Below are 15,052 nucleotides of genomic sequence, written 5' to 3'. Positions count from 1 at the left end.
CGGGCGCAGCCGGTGTTGTGTTGCTGACAACTCGCAACTTTGTGTCTTTCACCCTATTCGACAGTTTCATCGAGAGCTACGTCAAGCAAGTAGCGCAGGATTTCAAAACATGACAAAGCAAGTCCGAACGTTTCGGTTCAAAGGCGCAGAGGACGGCCACGAATTCACCGGGGAACGCTATCTTCCCGGCGTGGCTGGGCCGATCCAGTACGAGCATTACCATCGGTATCTGTTTTCGGCGCCGCTGTGCGAAGGCAAGGAGGTTCTTGATATCGCATCCGGAGAAGGTTACGGGTCTGCCGTGCTTGCTCAGGCCGCCCGGTCAGTGGTCGGCGTCGATATCGATGAGCAGGCCGTCGTGAACGCTCGCTCACGTTATGGCGATCAACCGAATCTGCGCTACGAGCACGGCAGCGCGACGGCAATCCCGCTGCCGGACGCGTCAGTCGATATCCTCAACTCGTTTGAGACGCTAGAGCACTTTCACGAGCACGAGGCGTTCATGCTGGAAGCGCGTCGCGTCTTGCGGCCGAACGGCCTGATGATCATCTCGACTCCCAACCGCCCGGTTTATTCGCCGCCCGGCTCGCCGCCCAACGAGTATCACGTGCGCGAGCTCGATCGCGAAGAGTTTGTCCGGTGGCTGAAGACTGGCTTCAAGAATTTCGTGCTCTACGAACAGAAGCCGACCGCCGGCTCACTGCTGTTCCGCGAAGGTCGGGAAGGCGCGCGCGAGACAACTTATTGGTCCGAGACCGAGGTGGGCGAATACAGGTCGACGCAAGGGCTCGTCGCTCCGGTCTATTTTATCGCCATCGCATCCGACGGGCCGATTCCCGAGCCGGATGACAACGTTCTCGAAGGCAGCTTCTCGTTCGCTCGCTACGACCATGCGCGCAACGGTCGCATTGGCCAGCAGGCCGTCGAAATTGCCCGACTGACTGGCGAAACGCTTGAACGGGGCGACGAGATCGGACGCTTGACCGCAGAAACGGTCCGTCTCACCGAAGCCACGTTAGCGCGTGATGATGAGATTGGCCGTCTGACGGTAGAGGCCGTTCGGCTGAATAATGAGGTAATCACTCGCGAAAACGAAATTGCGCGGCTCAGCGCAGCGCTGGACGAGCTTCGTGCCCAGCAAAGCATGCCCGAGAAAGTCTCCGCGCAACTTGCCGAACTGACTACGCAGGTCAAAAACTCGAATGTCCTCCTGCGGGCATTGCAGAGCAAGTCGGTCGCTGGCCCCGCGCCGGCTCCGTTGGACAGTGGGCTCAGAAGCGAGAACGATGCACTGCGCGCCCAAGTGAATGCCCTCATGCATTCCACGTCCTGGCGTGTGACGCAGCCGCTGCGGTACGTCTCGCGACGCCTGGGCCCGGCCACGCGAACGCTGAGCTCGACAGCCGGCAAGGTCGCTGCCCTGTCCGGGCTCGACACGGAACAGAAGTTTTCTGCCGACGGCATGCGGCCCCTCCCGGAGCCGCCGGTCCCGTTCGTACAGGCGGTACAGCCGCGGGCGACTATCGTCGTCGTTCAGTCTCCCGGGGGCGGGGCAGCGCTCGACAAGTGCCTGAAGGCGCTGAGCGCACACACCAGCGCTGTCCCGTATTCAGTGTCAGTCGTGGGGAATGGCGATGCCGATTCCCTGCAGGCACGATTCGGTGCGCAATTAGTCCATAGCACGGAAGCCGCTGATTCGTTGTCCGCGTTGCGAGACAGCATCGGCCGGGTCGACGGTGAGTTCCTCGTGATGGTATCGGACCAACTGAGCGCTCACCCAGGATGGCTCGGTGCCGTGGACGAAGCGTTCGCGCGGTTTCCCGACGCGGCGGCGATCTCCTCGCTGATCCTGAGCGAGGACGGGACCGTGGACGCTGCGGGGGCCGCGATCGAAGCAGATGCGCGGCTGCGCCCTAACGGCGCAGGCCTTGCGCCGGCCGACCCTGCCGTCAACGCCGTCATGCGCGTAACGTGCGCGGGGTCCGGGTTCATTGCGATCCGACGCGAAGACTGGGAGCAGATATCGAGCGAATTCGGCGCAGAAGCTCCATTTCGAGCCGGACTGGTGTCGATCGGGCTGCTGCTGTCCGCGCGCGAGAAGAATACCTATCTGCAACCGTTCGCCCGCTTCACACGGTTTCAGCAGCCGGCAATCGCGGAAGATGCCGGCGATGACGACAAATGGAACGACGCACATCAGCGCTGGACCCTCCGCCAGCGTTTCGACAAAATTTTTGCTGCTTCCGGCGCTGACGGCGACGTGCTGGCGCTTGCCGCGCGTCCGAAGATCGTCATGGTGGATGCGTTCGTGCCGAAGCCGGATCAGGATTCCGGTTCCGCCGACGTGTTCTGGTACATGCGAATTTTCCACGCATTCGGCTACCAGGTGAGCTTTATCGCGGCTTTCGAAGAAACGCCGCTCGAGACCTATGCCGACGCGTTGCGCCGCTGGGGGGTACGAGTTCAGTACGCGACCGGTCTGGAGTCTCTGAATCGGCTTGTCATCAATGAGGCTAGTGACGCGCAGGCCGTGCTCGTCCAGCGTGTCATCGTGGCCCGTCACGTGATCGAATCGCTTCGAAGCGGCGCGCCGGATGCGAAAGTGATCTTCGGCACTGTCGACCTCCATTACCTGCGCGAGGAGCGCGCGGCCATTCACGAGCGCTCGGCGCAGGCTCTCGATTACGCGCTGTCGTTGCGCCGCGAGGAAATTCGCGCGATCAGCCTGTCGGACGCGACGATTGTTGTGAGCCGTTTGGAGAAAGACATCGTGACTGGCGTTTTGCCCGGCGCGAACGTTCATCGCATTCCGATTCCCCGCATGCCGACTCGCTCGGCGAACTCGTTCGCTGAGCGGTCCGGCGTAGTGTTCGTTGGCGGATTCGCGCACCGTCCGAACATCGACGCGGTTATGTTCCTCGTCAAGGAAATCTGGCCGATCGTGCGGCAGCGCCTGCCGGACGCCATGCTCCGCGTGGTCGGCAGCAACGTGACGCCTGTTGTCCAGGCACTGGACGATCCCGCAGCTGGCGTGAAGATAGTCGGCTTCGTCGAGGATCTCAGCGACATTCTGGATACCGCTCGGCTCTCTGTCGCGCCGTTGCGGTTTGGCGCGGGGATCAAGGGCAAGGTGGTCTCCAGTCTGTTGCACGGGCTGCCGTGTGTTCTGAGCAAGGTGGCGAGCGAGGGAATGGGGCTCGTCGATGGGGAAGAAGTGCTGGAAGGCGAGACTGCCGCGGAGATCGCCGCTGCGATCGTTCGTCTGCACGAAGATCCCGCGTTGTGGACGCGTATTGCCGACGCTGGTTTCGCCGCGGCGCTCGGCGAATACTCGGTGGAAAGCGTGGCTGCGAAGCTATCGGAGCTGCTCGATTCCATCGGTTTGATCGATGACTCCCGCGAGGTTCGGGCGACTGTGTTCAACATCAAATAACCGATAAATATCAGACGGCCTGTTCCGGAAATTTCATGCTTCAGTCTCTACTTTCGTTGTTTCGAAAATCCCCGCCGCGCCGTGTCGACGGCAAACTTGGCGTCTTGATCGAACTCGCTTCGTTCGACAAGGGCGGCCTCGAAAAAGTCGTCCTGGATTCGGCGATCGCGTTCGACCGTCAGCGGTTCGATGTGACGATCGTCACGCCGGGCAAGGTCGGGCATCTCGGCACGGTGGCGAAGGACGCCGGTTTGCGCGTCGTCGGCTTGCCCGCTAACGACATTGCTGGAAGTTACGACCGCCTTCTAAGGTCGCTGGGCGTCGATGTCGCGATGTCACATTTCTCCGACGTGGGCTATGCGTTGTTCGCGAAGCACAAGATCCCGAATATCACGTTCATCCATAACGTCTATGCGTTTTTTTCTACGGCGCAGGCGGAGTCCTTCTCGCGCAACGATCAATATGTCGATTGCTACGTGTCGGTCTCGAAAAACGCGACACGCTACGCGGTCCAGAATCTCGGGGTGACCGCCAGCAAAGTGATCACGGTTCCGAACGGCTTGATCATCGCGGAGCACGAAGCACGCGACCGGAAGCCGATCAAACTGACTCGCGCCGAGCTGGGACTCGCCGACGACGACTACGTATTCGCAAACATTGCGTCTTACAACCTGCACAAAGGCCACTACGTCATGGCGGATGCCATGCGACATTTGCTTCAGCAGCGTCGCGACGTGAAAATCCTGTGCGTGGGGAACGTGATCTATCCGCCGCATGTCGAGGCCTTGAGACAGTATCTTAAAGATCATGGCCTCGAAGAACACATTCTGATGCCGGGATATTTCCCGGATGTGGAAGATGTGCACCGTGTGACCGATGCGTTCTTGCTGCCTTCGTTTATCGAAGGGTGGAGCATTGCGATGAACGAGGCGATGTTCTATCAAAAGCCTATGATTCTGACTGATACGGGGGCGTCGGCGGAAGTAATCGAGTCTAATGACATTGGGATTCTGGTGCCGAACGAATACGGCGACACGCCCAATTTGACCTCGACGATACTAGATGAGCTGGCTTACGCGCCACGCAGCTACAAGATTGCCCCGATACTCGCCGATGCCATGAATCATATGGCAACGAATCGCGACGAGTGGAAGGCGAAAGCGGCTGACGGCCGTCGGAAAATTTACGAACGTTTCGATTTCTCAAGTATCGTGAAGCGATACGAAGAGATCATCGAGAATGTGGTTAGGACCAAGAGCCGTTAAGGCGCGGGTGAGAGGACGGCATGCTTGAGCCGGTAAAAAGAATATATCGCTTTATCAGGTGGCGGTTCAAACCTGCAGTGTGCTTCTATCTGGGCAATCATCTCTTCATGAACTACATGCCCTATCGGGTGCGGCACGGGTTCCTGCGGCGTTTTTGTCAGGTCCGGATCGGGCACGATTCCAGCATTGCCATGGGTTGCTTCGTCACCGGTTATCACATTTCGATCGGCAATAACACTGTGATCAACCGCTATACATATCTTGACGGCCGGGTGCCATTGACGATCGGCAACAACGTCAATATCTCCCATTACACGTTGATCCAGACGCTGACACATGATCCGCAGAATCCGGATTTCGTATGCTTGAGCAAGCCCGTAGTGATCGAGGATCACGTCTGGATAGGGGCGCGTGCGATCATAAGCCCGGGCGTGCGAATCGGCGAGGGTGCTGTCATCGGCGCGGGTTCAGTGGTCACGCGAGACGTGCAGCCTTACACGATCGTGGCCGGTAATCCAGCCCGTTTCATCAAGGAACGCTCGCGTGATTTGCGGTACATATCACGTTATTTCCCGTTCTTCGATACGGACATTCAATAGCTGGCGCCGGTTTTCGCGTCAGGCTCGCTACTACTTCTCTCTTCGCTATGTCGATTTTTAAACCGCGCCGTACGGCAGCTCGACTCACGACACCCGCTATTTCAGTGGTGGTGCCGCTGTATAACCACGCGCGCTATATCGAAGCTGCGCTCGAAAGCGTTTTGTCCCAGACGTCGCCCGCCGACGAGATTGTCCTGATCGACGACGGTTCTTCCGACCACGGGTTCGAGCTCGCCGAACGCGTGCTGAAGAAGGCGCCGCATGCGAAGCTCTACAAACAAGACAATGCGGGCGCGCACAACACGCTCAATCGTGCCATTGGAATTAGTCGCGGCGACTATATCGCGGTACTGAACTCGGACGACATTTTCACGTCGACCAAACTGGAACGTTGCAGAGAGATTATTCACGAGCGTCCGGGCGTTGGTCTTCTTGCAGGAAAGCCCGGCATCATGGACGACAACAGTGTCAGACAGGACAATGGGACAGCTATTGACTGGCTAGGCCGCGCGGCCCTTTTCCTCGAAGAAACGGCGCTTCCACAACTCGCGCTGCTGAACGAGAACTTCGTTGCCACGACGTCGAATATGGTTTTTTCTCGCGCCCTATGGGGCGCGGCGGGTGGGTTCCAACCGCTTCGTTACTGTCACGACCTCGATTTCCTGATGTTTGCCTACGCGAACAGTTCGGTGTTTCTGGATCACGAAAACGAGCACATCGTCTATCGCGTTCACGAAAACAACACGATCAAAGAGGATCTCAGCAAGGTGCGGGTGGAGATTGCAGCAGTCATTGCGCAGGCTCTGTTCTCATCGGGTCCGCAACTTTTTACCGCGGGACTGGGGGAGGGCGACCTCACAGCATTCGTGCGGTTCCTCCGAAACAAGCAGCTTACCGAAATGCTCTGCTTCTTTCAGACGGTCCTTCCCGGTTTTCCGAGCCGCGCTGCGTTCTACGAATATGCCGCGGACGTCCGTAATGCTGCCGCATTCCGCGCGGCCGTCACAGGTTGACGCGCCCCGAGCGTTGCCGGCCTTTCTTCGCTAATCAGTTAGCTTCTACTTAATGACGATACCGACAGCATCTCCTCTTGAAAGCACGTCCTTGCCGATGCCGTCGCCGGTTCCACTCCAGGCAGTGATTCTGGCGGGCGGATCGGGCACACGGTTGTGGCCGCTGTCGCGCGAGCATTTTCCGAAACAACTTATCGGACTTCTCGGCGAGGAGTCGCTGCTCCAGGCGACGGCACGGCGCCTCGACGCGCTTCAGGGAATACAGCCCATCGCCGAGGAAGTGCTCGTGGTGTGCGGTGAGGATCACCGGTTCACGACAGCCGAGCAGTTGCGAAGCATTGGTCGAACGGGACGGATCATCCTTGAGCCGGCTGGCCGCAACACGGCTCCTGCGCTGACCCTGGCGGCGCTCGCATTGGTAGAAAGCGGCAAGGACGCCGTGATGGTCGTGATGCCCGCCGATCACGCGATGATCGATCTCGCGGCCTTCGCTGAAACGGTCGCTGTTGCCGCCGACTATGCCGCCAACGGGCACGTCGTGACCATGGGAATCGTTCCGACGCGCGCCGACACCGGTTACGGCTATATCAAGGTCGGGGAGAGCCTTGCCGGCAGCGGGGGTTATCGTCTTGAACGGTTTGTGGAGAAGCCCGGCAAGGATCTAGCCGAGCGTTACGTGATGTCGGGGGAGTTCTGGTGGAACAGCGGGATATTCGTTCTGCGCGCTTCGGTATGGCTGAAGCTGATCGCGCACTTCCGGTCCGATATAGACCAGGCGTGCCGACGCGCGTTCGCCGCGTTGGAAGCCGACCGTGATTTTGTTCGTATCGGCAAAGCCGAGTTTGTCGCATGCCCATCCGAGTCGATCGATTTCGCGGTCATGGAGCATCTCGGGGATGCGTCGTCGCCGGCTACGGGCGTCGTTGTCCCATTGCGCGCCGGATGGTCTGATGTCGGATCATGGGATGCCATTTGGGAATTGCTCCCCAAGGACGAAGCCGGAAACGTCGCGCGCGGTCGCGCGATGTTCGATGGCGCGGTGAATACGTACGCGCACTCCGAAGGGCGGCTGATCGCATGTGTGGGCACCGAGGACTTGGTGGTCGTCGAGACGCCCGATGCGATTCTCGTCGCGAAGACTTCCGAGGTGCAGCGGGTAAAGAACATCGTCGCGCGCATCAAGGCCGAAAAGGGTTCGGAGGCGGAAAATCATCGCAAGGTTTATCGGCCGTGGGGATATTACGATTCGATCGACAGCGATCGGGGCTTCCAGGTAAAGCGAATCGTCGTGAACCCGGGGGCGCGTCTGTCGCTGCAGATGCATCATCACCGCGCGGAACATTGGATCATCGTAAGCGGAACGGCGCTTGTCACGCGCGGGGAAGAAACCTTGTTACTCTCGGAGAACGAGTCCACCTACATTCCGCTCGGTCAGAAACACCGGTTGGAGAATCCGGGCAAGGTGCCGCTCGCGATGATCGAAGTGCAGTCCGGTAGTTATCTGGGCGAAGACGACATTGTTCGATTCGACGACAAATACGGCCGATCTTGAACCTATGTTGCCGCGGAAACCAATCGCCGCCGCTGCGACTCGCCCTCCGCAAACCCTGTTCAGGATGAGTAGCCGAATACGCGCAGCGCTTCGGCGGCGGTGGTTTCGCAATGCTGGACGATAGCGGGGTCCAGTTCGTTTTTCCACGACGTCGCGCGTTGGGTCAGAAACGGCTGCGAAAGGTTCCGGTGACTCTGGTCATGGCGCAGCGCCGGCGCGCGGCTTGCGTTATCCAGCATGGCATCCTCGAAAGGCAGGCGCAGGAAAGATGTCGTTTGTGACAATACGTCTCTCGGATTGCCGACGAGGTCTTCATAGCGGGCGAACATATAATTTGGCCGCCCGGACATGGTGTTATGCACGTGCAAGTTTGTGTAGTTCCATAGGCGCGGAAAATATTCTTCGATTCCGGAAGGTGCCCACGAGACGTTCTTTAGCGAAGACATCACGCCGCGTACGTCCCGCACAATGTGAACAAACTTGACTTCTGAATTGAGTAAGCCCACTTGTTCAAGTTTTCGGATCGAGAGCAGGTCGTCGGGCGTTTTGTCGCCGCCGACGATCTTGCCGGCATTACGTGCAATACGGCCATAAACTGCCTCAAGAACACCCGCGAGTGACGGCTCAGCATTTTCCAGCACTTCGCCAACCTCGATAACGCTAATATAAGGTGCCAGGACTTCGGCATAGTCGTCGGTCGATGTAATGATCGTCTTGATTAATTCGCGAGACTTATTCCAGTCGCTGATGCTTCCGATGACATGCGCGATCGGACTGATGAACGTCGTCTGATTTGGGATAAAGATACCGCTGTGCAAATTGAGCGATTCTTTGTAAAGCGTCGTGCCTGAGCGCGGGGAACCGAGCAGAATGAACATTGATGATGAAATCCGGGTTGAGAACCGTTAAATGCGATGCGCGCTGCAGTTGCGCCGCGGAGCAATCGCGGCGTCTGGTAGAACCAGGGTAGCTTAATGCCAACGATAATCGTCGGCAACCTTCGCCTATTACGATCGAAATAATTCTTTTGAAGTAGACGCGTTCTCAATAGTCTTCGTTGAGGAAGGACAGGGCGTTCGCGGAAAGTTAATGTCAGAGAAGTCGCATATCAGGACCAAGTGTTGGTAGCAGCGCAGACCCGCACGCTTCAAATGTCGTGCAAATTTGCAGCGCATATTGCAGCGCATATCTCAGCGCATATCTCAGCGCATATCTCAGCGTGAACGGAATCCTTTGGAAGGTGTGGGAAATAGACCGCCCCAAACAGAGCAATGCTCGTGAATATTGCCTGACCTCCTTCGGATCTTTTGCTGGATATATTCCGCAATCTGCTTTCGTGAAAAGTCCGCGAGTTATCGTCTCCTCAATGCGTTGAGCCTACACCTGCCGAAGTCATCACTCCATCGCCCCGGACCCCGGCGGCCTTTGGTTTTTGGGACGGAAGTGGGCAAGATCGGTCTTATTGACGCGACGCATCCGCGCGCTAGGGATTGGCGGCGCTTCGCTGGCAGCGCTTGAGGGGTGGGATGCACGCGAGGCGCGGTCGTATAATTCGTCGCAAATACATCGTGGAGTGTGCTTTTGAAACAGTTTGCCAAAAATTCGGCCTCACCGTTCGAACGGATGTTCGACGTAAAGTCGATGATCCGATTTGCAGCGGTATTAGGCTTGGGCATGTTCGTATTGTCGGCATGGCTGGCCGTCGAGTATCGAAACACGCCGATCCTGGGTTTTCACGCCTTTCGGCAGACACAGACTGCGCTGACGTCCTACTGGGCATGCCACGGAGGGCTGCACAGTGCCTATTGGACGCCGGTAGGCGGATATCCCTGGTCAATTCCTTTCGAATTTCCAATCTATCAATGGGTCGTTTCGCTGATAGCGTGCCCGCTGAGCTTGGCCCTCGATCCGGTCGGACGTCTCGTAAGCTACGCTTTTTGGATCGGTTCGCTAGCCCCTGCGCTTAAAATCGCAAGACGGTTGTTTGGAGCGCGAGCACCGCTGTATTTTTGGATTTTCTCGGCACTGTTCCTGTCGGCGCCGCTTTATCTCTTCTGGGGGCGCGCGTTTCTTATGGAAAGCGCGGCCCTTTTCTTCGCGCTGTACTTCATCGCTTACGCGCTGGAGTTGATCCGAGGCGACGACCGCTGGCTCGATGCTGCGCTTGCCGGCGTGTTTCTCACGCTTGCCATCCTGCAAAAATCGACGACTGTCCTGCCATTGTTGATCTTCGCCTTGCTTTATTTGCATCGCGTATGGCCGGATATACGGACCCGATGGTTGCGGTCGGGCGGCCTATGGAAAGGTATCGTAGGTTTCGTCATTCCCCTGTTGATCGGCGTGGCCTGGGTCAAATATTCGGACCACGTCAAGATGGCGAATCCGTTTGGTCAGTTTCTGACCTCGAGCGCCTTGAGTGCGTGGAATTTTGGCACTTTGGAAGGCCGTATCGGCAGCGGATTGTGGGTCAACGTCATCTGGCATCGCATTATCGAAGCGAATATCGCCGGGCATCTAGGCGTGTTCGTCATCATCGCCGGGTTGGTATTCGCACGGGCAAAGCGTGGCTTGATCCTGTGGGGCGTCGGCTTGTTCCTGCTGTTTTTCATGGTGTTCGAGAATCTACTGTTTGTGCACGACTATTATCCGGTCTCGAACACCGTCTATCTGATATTCGCGCTCGCCGTCGCGATCGGCGCATTGGTCGAGGAAAAACCAAAGTTCGCAGCGCTGTCGGCGCTCGCGATGGCCGGCGTAATTGCGTTCAACCTTTACGGATATTTCGAAGGACATCTCTTCGACGAGGAACGCCAGGCCTATAACGATAGCTACCCCATCCTCGCAGTTGCGAAATTCCTGCGCGAGCATACGTCGCCCAACGATCCGCTTCTGGTGTACGGCGATGACTGGAGCAGCCAGGTGCCTTATTACGGCCAGCGACGAGCGTTCGTCGTACCGCATTTCTTCTCGCCGTATTTGGCTCCGCTCGATATGCCGGAGAAATATCTCGACCGTGGACCGGGTGCGGTGCTGGTTTGCGGAGCAGCTCGCCAGGAAACGGAAGTCACGCAAAAGATCGCGGCTAACTTCTCGTCCTGGCCCAAGGCCGCTTTTGAGATGTGCGACATTTATCTGCGCGGAAAATAGTTTTTGAAGGGTGATACGTCAGAGCCCGGGCTCGGCGACGCAGCCGTCGAGAGGGCCCTTTCGGCATGAATTGCTTGCCTTGTTGCATCGAAGACTAGCGCATCATTTTTCGTCCAACACAATCGTGCGGTTGGGCGGAAAATTCATACGGATGGCGGTTCCTTCACGCGAGATCACTGTTGCGTCGCCGGTGACCGACGCGTGGGGAAACGGTTTCAGCAACATTCCGATCAACAAGAGCGCAGCGCATAAACGGCCCGCTGTGTAGCGGCCGCGGTAGATCGCGAACAGCAATGCGATCATCATCGCCACTTCCGGCAGCAATACGTAGCGCGCGCCGTAACCAGACCAGTGAATGAGCGTGCCAGGCGTCGCTTGACGAACCACACCGAGGCACCACAGTCCGGCGGCGACCGCAAACAGCGGCGCGGCAACCAGCGTCGGTCGGCGTCCGTTGAAGATCGCAACCGCAACCAATGCGACGATCAAGGCGATCCGCACAAGCGGGGCAGGCAGATTGCTTTGCAGAATGTGCGGATAGAAAACTTCGTACAGCGCGCCGCGCGCGTAATCCGCGATCCACGGATAACCGGCAAACGTCGGTCCCGGCATGTGCGCAGAGAACAATACGAAAGCACCGAGCTGCAGGACACACGCCGCGAAGTACGGCAGGAGTGCCTTCCAGCGGCCGCGCTTGCCGGCCACGAGAATAGCGATAGCCGGAGGCAACATCACCACGCCGAAAGGTCCAGTCAGACCAAGGATGAAACTGCCCGCGCGCCGGCCTAAGGTATCGTGGCCCGTGCACAAATCGACTAGCAGAAACGCGAGGACCGGCGCGAACAGCCATTGCAAGTTTGTCAGCGTGACGTAGACTTCCGGCGATTGAGGCACGATGAACGGCAGCACCGCGACCGCCAGCGCGCCGGCGTCGCCTGATGGCCCGCGCGGGAAATGTCGCCGCGACAAGCCGAATAGCGAAGCGCCGATGACGACATACACCGCAATACTCGACCAAGCGAAGCCGTGCGGAAATCGTTCTGGTTCGGCGAGCAAAACCCAAGCGCCGACGATCAGCCTCGGCACTGCGTGCAAATAACCCGCGTAAGGTGTCCACACAGCGCGGACGCCCAATTCCGCCGCCTGCGCCACGAAAACCACGCCGTCCTCGGCCCACATGAAGCCATGGAAGATTCGATGGGGATACTTGACGATACAGATGAGCGCCGCGAGAAACCCGGCCGCCCACGCCTTGATCCCGGCATGCTCTAAATCAGCTAGCTGTGTTTGGCTCATTGAGTTGGGCGTCTGAGCTTCGTCGGACAATCGCGCTCAATGCTTGAAACTCCACTTTTTATGCCCGATGTAGCTGGTGAAAACCGGTACAACCACGCCGACCAGATGCGCGAGATCGCGGGCATGCGCGACGATCCCGACACGTGGAAACACGTAGTAAGCAAGCCCCATGCTGACCGCCCACGTTTGAGCCACCGCCACGAGATTCACAAGGGTGAAGAACAGAACGGATCGCCCGGTCGACTGCGTGCTTTTAGTGAACACGAACAGCTTGGCGAGAACAAACGCCGTAATCATGCCCGTAATATACGCGACGACGATTGCGGCCGAATAGGGCATCCATTGGTTATAGACGATCCGGCTGCCCCAGTTGACGGCCGCAGCAAAGCCGCCCGTCAGCAGGAACAATAAGAAGCTCCTGGAGACGAACGTACGTTTCAGGACCGAGTGCGCTCGCGTCATATCATCTTCGCCATCTTGCGCGAGAGGTCGATACTTTCCGAAATACCGCGGTCTTCGGGATAGTAGTACGACGTATCGGCGACCAGCAGTCCCTTGACGGGGAGTTGAATCGGCGGCAGCCGGTCGAGGTAGCCCGGCTCGCAGATCGGCTGCGCATAGCGGTAACGGCTCGCCCTGACGTCGATAAAGTCGTCGGCCGTCAATGCCGGATTGATCTTCATCAGATAGCGCTTCACCTTGTCGATGAACACCGAGTCCGCTTCCTGATATTTCGGATGCTCACCCGGAATGTAGAACGGCACATAAACCACGTGATGATCCAGCGGGCGCAGATTGGTGTATTCCACGATGCCGGGAATATCCATCTCGGGATCGTTCGTGTTCAGCCAGAAATTCTCGGTGACCGCTTTTTTCAGCTTCACGATCACACAAACTACCGCGACATTCTTCACGCTACGAAAAGCGTCCAGCACGTCCGCGGGCAGATCGGGCATTACGCGCGGTACGTAAGGCAGGGGAATCGTGCTGATGACCTTGTCGAAGGGCAGCACTTCGCCGCCGACCTGCACGCCCGTGACCTGGCCGTTCTCGATCGCCACTTTCTGCGCGGGCGTGCCCAACCGGAACTCGCCGCCATTCGCTTCGATATAACGCCGCATGCCTTCGAGCAAGGTATCCGAGCCGCCGTCGAGATAGCCGAGTTTCTCGTGAAAGATGTTGTATCGCGAGCGGCCGATTCGACGGATCCGACTCCAGATCCACGCCGCCGAAAGATTGTCCGCGTAATCGTAGAACTTGTAGTCGAACAGACGCCGCCACAGCACTTCCCAGGCTTCCTCGCCGATCCAGCGACGAATCCAGCCGGTCGCCTCGACATGATCGAGCGGCTTCCAGTCCTTGCGCTTCGTCGAGAGGAACGCGTGCAGTCCATAGCGGAATTTCGCCACGAAACTCAAGCCCTTGAATTTCAGCAGCGCCATCGGGTTTCCCCACGCCTGTACGCGGCCTTGGTAGAAGTAGCCCATTTTTGTTTCGCGCCACTGCATCTTGTCCGCAAGGCCGAGTTCGTCCAGTACCTTCAGAAACGCATGATCCGAGATCGCGTGAAAGTGGTAGTAGCGTTCAATGGAAAGCCCACCGAAATCGAAGCACGCAGCCATCCCGCCGACGCGGTCGTCCGCTTCGAAAATCACTGGCTTGCGGCCGTCCTTAACGAGTTGATAGGCCGCGCCGAGACCCATCGGCCCGGCTCCCAGTATTGCAATGCGCTCTGCGGTCATGGTTTGGGTTTGCTCAGAATTCAAGGGCGATGTGACTATAAGTCGGATCGTTGAAGGTCTCGTCCATCGCTGCCGCGAACGGCGTCGCGCGAATATTGAAGATGCTTTCCCAATCGATTACTTCGAATTCATCGCCAGCGGTGAGCGCCTTGAGCTGATCGGCAGTGAAAGGCGGATTCTTGTCGAAGATCGCGTAGATCTTCAGCAACACGTAGAAGAGATGGTACGGAATCTTCACGATCGTGCAGGGGGCTTTAGTCGCGCGCTTGATCTGACGAATGATGTCGATATAGTCGACCCGTTCGAGTCCGGTGATGTTGAATGCCTGGCCCTTGATGCGTGACTCGATGCAGCTGATGATGACGTTGCAGAAATCGCCCACGTAGAGCGGCTGGCGCATGAACTTGCCGTTCCCCGGAATCGGGAAGACCGGTACGCGATGCATGAAGCGCGACAGCCAGCCGAGATGCTTGCGGTCAAACCAGCCGAACATCAGCGTGGGCCGCAGCACGACGCATTCGATACCGGACGCGAGAACGATCTCTTCCTGCTCACGTTTGGTCTCGGTGTAGAAGTCCTCGCCGACCGAATTCACCACCGACGAGCTGATGTGCACGGTATAGGGAATTCGATAGCGCTTGATTGCGTCGAGAATATTGCGGGTCGCGACGATGTTGTTGCGCACGAACGGATCGCGTGTCGGCGCGCCGATTTGCGCCGCGAGCAGTACCACGAGGTCAGCACCCTCGAAGTACTTTTCCCACTCGCCCGGTTCGGCCAGATCGGCGTAGATCGCGGTCACGTCGGGATGGACTTCGCGCAGAACGTCGAGATTGGCCTTGTGTTTGTCGATGACGACCAGATTGTCGTATCCGCGCGCTTTCAAGCGCGCGACAAGATTCTGGCCGACAAGGCCGGCGCCGCCCGGAAGAAGGATTCGCGTCTGATTCATACCAATACTCGTTGAGTGAAATTGCGCTTTGCAAGCGGGGTAAAGACGGCTTC

Annotated in this window: 11 protein-coding genes; 6 read left to right on the top strand and 5 right to left on the bottom strand. The window is 58.1% G+C overall.

Going from position 1 to position 15,052, the window contains the following annotated elements; all coding sequences use genetic code 11:
* Positions 1–109: 109 nt before the first annotated feature.
* The 5 genes from AC3D25_RS12470 to AC3D25_RS12450 are packed head-to-tail and all read left to right on the top strand — an operon-like array spanning position 110 to position 7,862.
* Positions 110–3,433 (top strand): methyltransferase domain-containing protein, encoded by a 3,324-nt coding sequence (locus tag AC3D25_RS12470; RefSeq protein WP_488888689.1) that lies wholly within the window; start codon positions 110–112, stop codon positions 3,431–3,433.
* Positions 3,434–3,468: 35 nt separating this feature from the next.
* Positions 3,469–4,698: a glycosyltransferase family 4 protein gene (locus AC3D25_RS12465; RefSeq protein ID WP_488888688.1), complete on the top strand. Its 1,230-nt coding sequence runs from the start codon at positions 3,469–3,471 to the stop codon at positions 4,696–4,698.
* A gap of 20 nt (positions 4,699–4,718) precedes the next feature.
* Positions 4,719–5,297 (top strand): acyltransferase, encoded by a 579-nt coding sequence (locus AC3D25_RS12460; RefSeq protein ID WP_488888687.1) that lies wholly within the window; start codon positions 4,719–4,721, stop codon positions 5,295–5,297.
* 47 nt (positions 5,298–5,344) lie between these two features.
* Entirely contained in the window at positions 5,345–6,310 is a 966-nt protein-coding gene (locus tag AC3D25_RS12455; protein WP_488888686.1) for a glycosyltransferase family 2 protein, read from the top strand.
* 52 nt (positions 6,311–6,362) lie between these two features.
* Positions 6,363–7,862: a mannose-1-phosphate guanylyltransferase/mannose-6-phosphate isomerase gene (locus AC3D25_RS12450; RefSeq protein ID WP_488888685.1), complete on the top strand. Its 1,500-nt coding sequence runs from the start codon at positions 6,363–6,365 to the stop codon at positions 7,860–7,862.
* A gap of 59 nt (positions 7,863–7,921) precedes the next feature.
* Here AC3D25_RS12450 and AC3D25_RS12445 read toward each other — a convergent pair whose 3' ends face one another.
* On the bottom strand, positions 7,922–8,740 hold the full coding sequence (locus tag AC3D25_RS12445) for a sulfotransferase (protein WP_488888684.1): 819 nt from the start codon (positions 8,738–8,740) through the stop codon (positions 7,922–7,924).
* Positions 8,741–9,443: 703 nt separating this feature from the next.
* Here AC3D25_RS12445 and AC3D25_RS12440 point away from each other — a divergent pair.
* Complete coding sequence (locus AC3D25_RS12440) at positions 9,444–11,009, top strand: ArnT family glycosyltransferase (protein WP_488888683.1); 1,566 nt, start codon at positions 9,444–9,446, stop codon at positions 11,007–11,009.
* 102 nt (positions 11,010–11,111) lie between these two features.
* Here the strand turns inward: AC3D25_RS12440 and AC3D25_RS12435 are convergent, their stop codons facing one another.
* Genes AC3D25_RS12435 through AC3D25_RS12420 form a run of 4 tightly spaced genes read right to left on the bottom strand, consistent with a single transcriptional unit; the run spans position 11,112 to position 14,999 of the window.
* Positions 11,112–12,305: a hypothetical protein gene (locus AC3D25_RS12435; protein ID WP_488888682.1), complete on the bottom strand. Its 1,194-nt coding sequence runs from the start codon at positions 12,303–12,305 to the stop codon at positions 11,112–11,114.
* A 36-nt stretch (positions 12,306–12,341) separates the two neighbouring features.
* Positions 12,342–12,767 (bottom strand): GtrA family protein, encoded by a 426-nt coding sequence (locus tag AC3D25_RS12430; protein WP_488888681.1) that lies wholly within the window; start codon positions 12,765–12,767, stop codon positions 12,342–12,344.
* Positions 12,764–14,047, bottom strand: a complete 1,284-nt coding sequence (locus AC3D25_RS12425; protein ID WP_488888680.1) for an NAD(P)/FAD-dependent oxidoreductase — start codon at positions 14,045–14,047, stop codon at positions 12,764–12,766. Before AC3D25_RS12425 ends, AC3D25_RS12430 begins: the two co-directional genes overlap by 4 nt.
* A gap of 13 nt (positions 14,048–14,060) precedes the next feature.
* Positions 14,061–14,999, bottom strand: coding sequence for an NAD-dependent epimerase/dehydratase family protein (locus AC3D25_RS12420; protein ID WP_488888679.1), 939 nt, complete (start codon positions 14,997–14,999; stop codon positions 14,061–14,063).
* Between the last annotated feature and the right edge of the window lie 53 nt (positions 15,000–15,052).

This window comes from Caballeronia sp. SL1002, from assembly GCF_057814995.1.
This window is presented reverse-complemented; position numbering and strand designations above follow the sequence as displayed.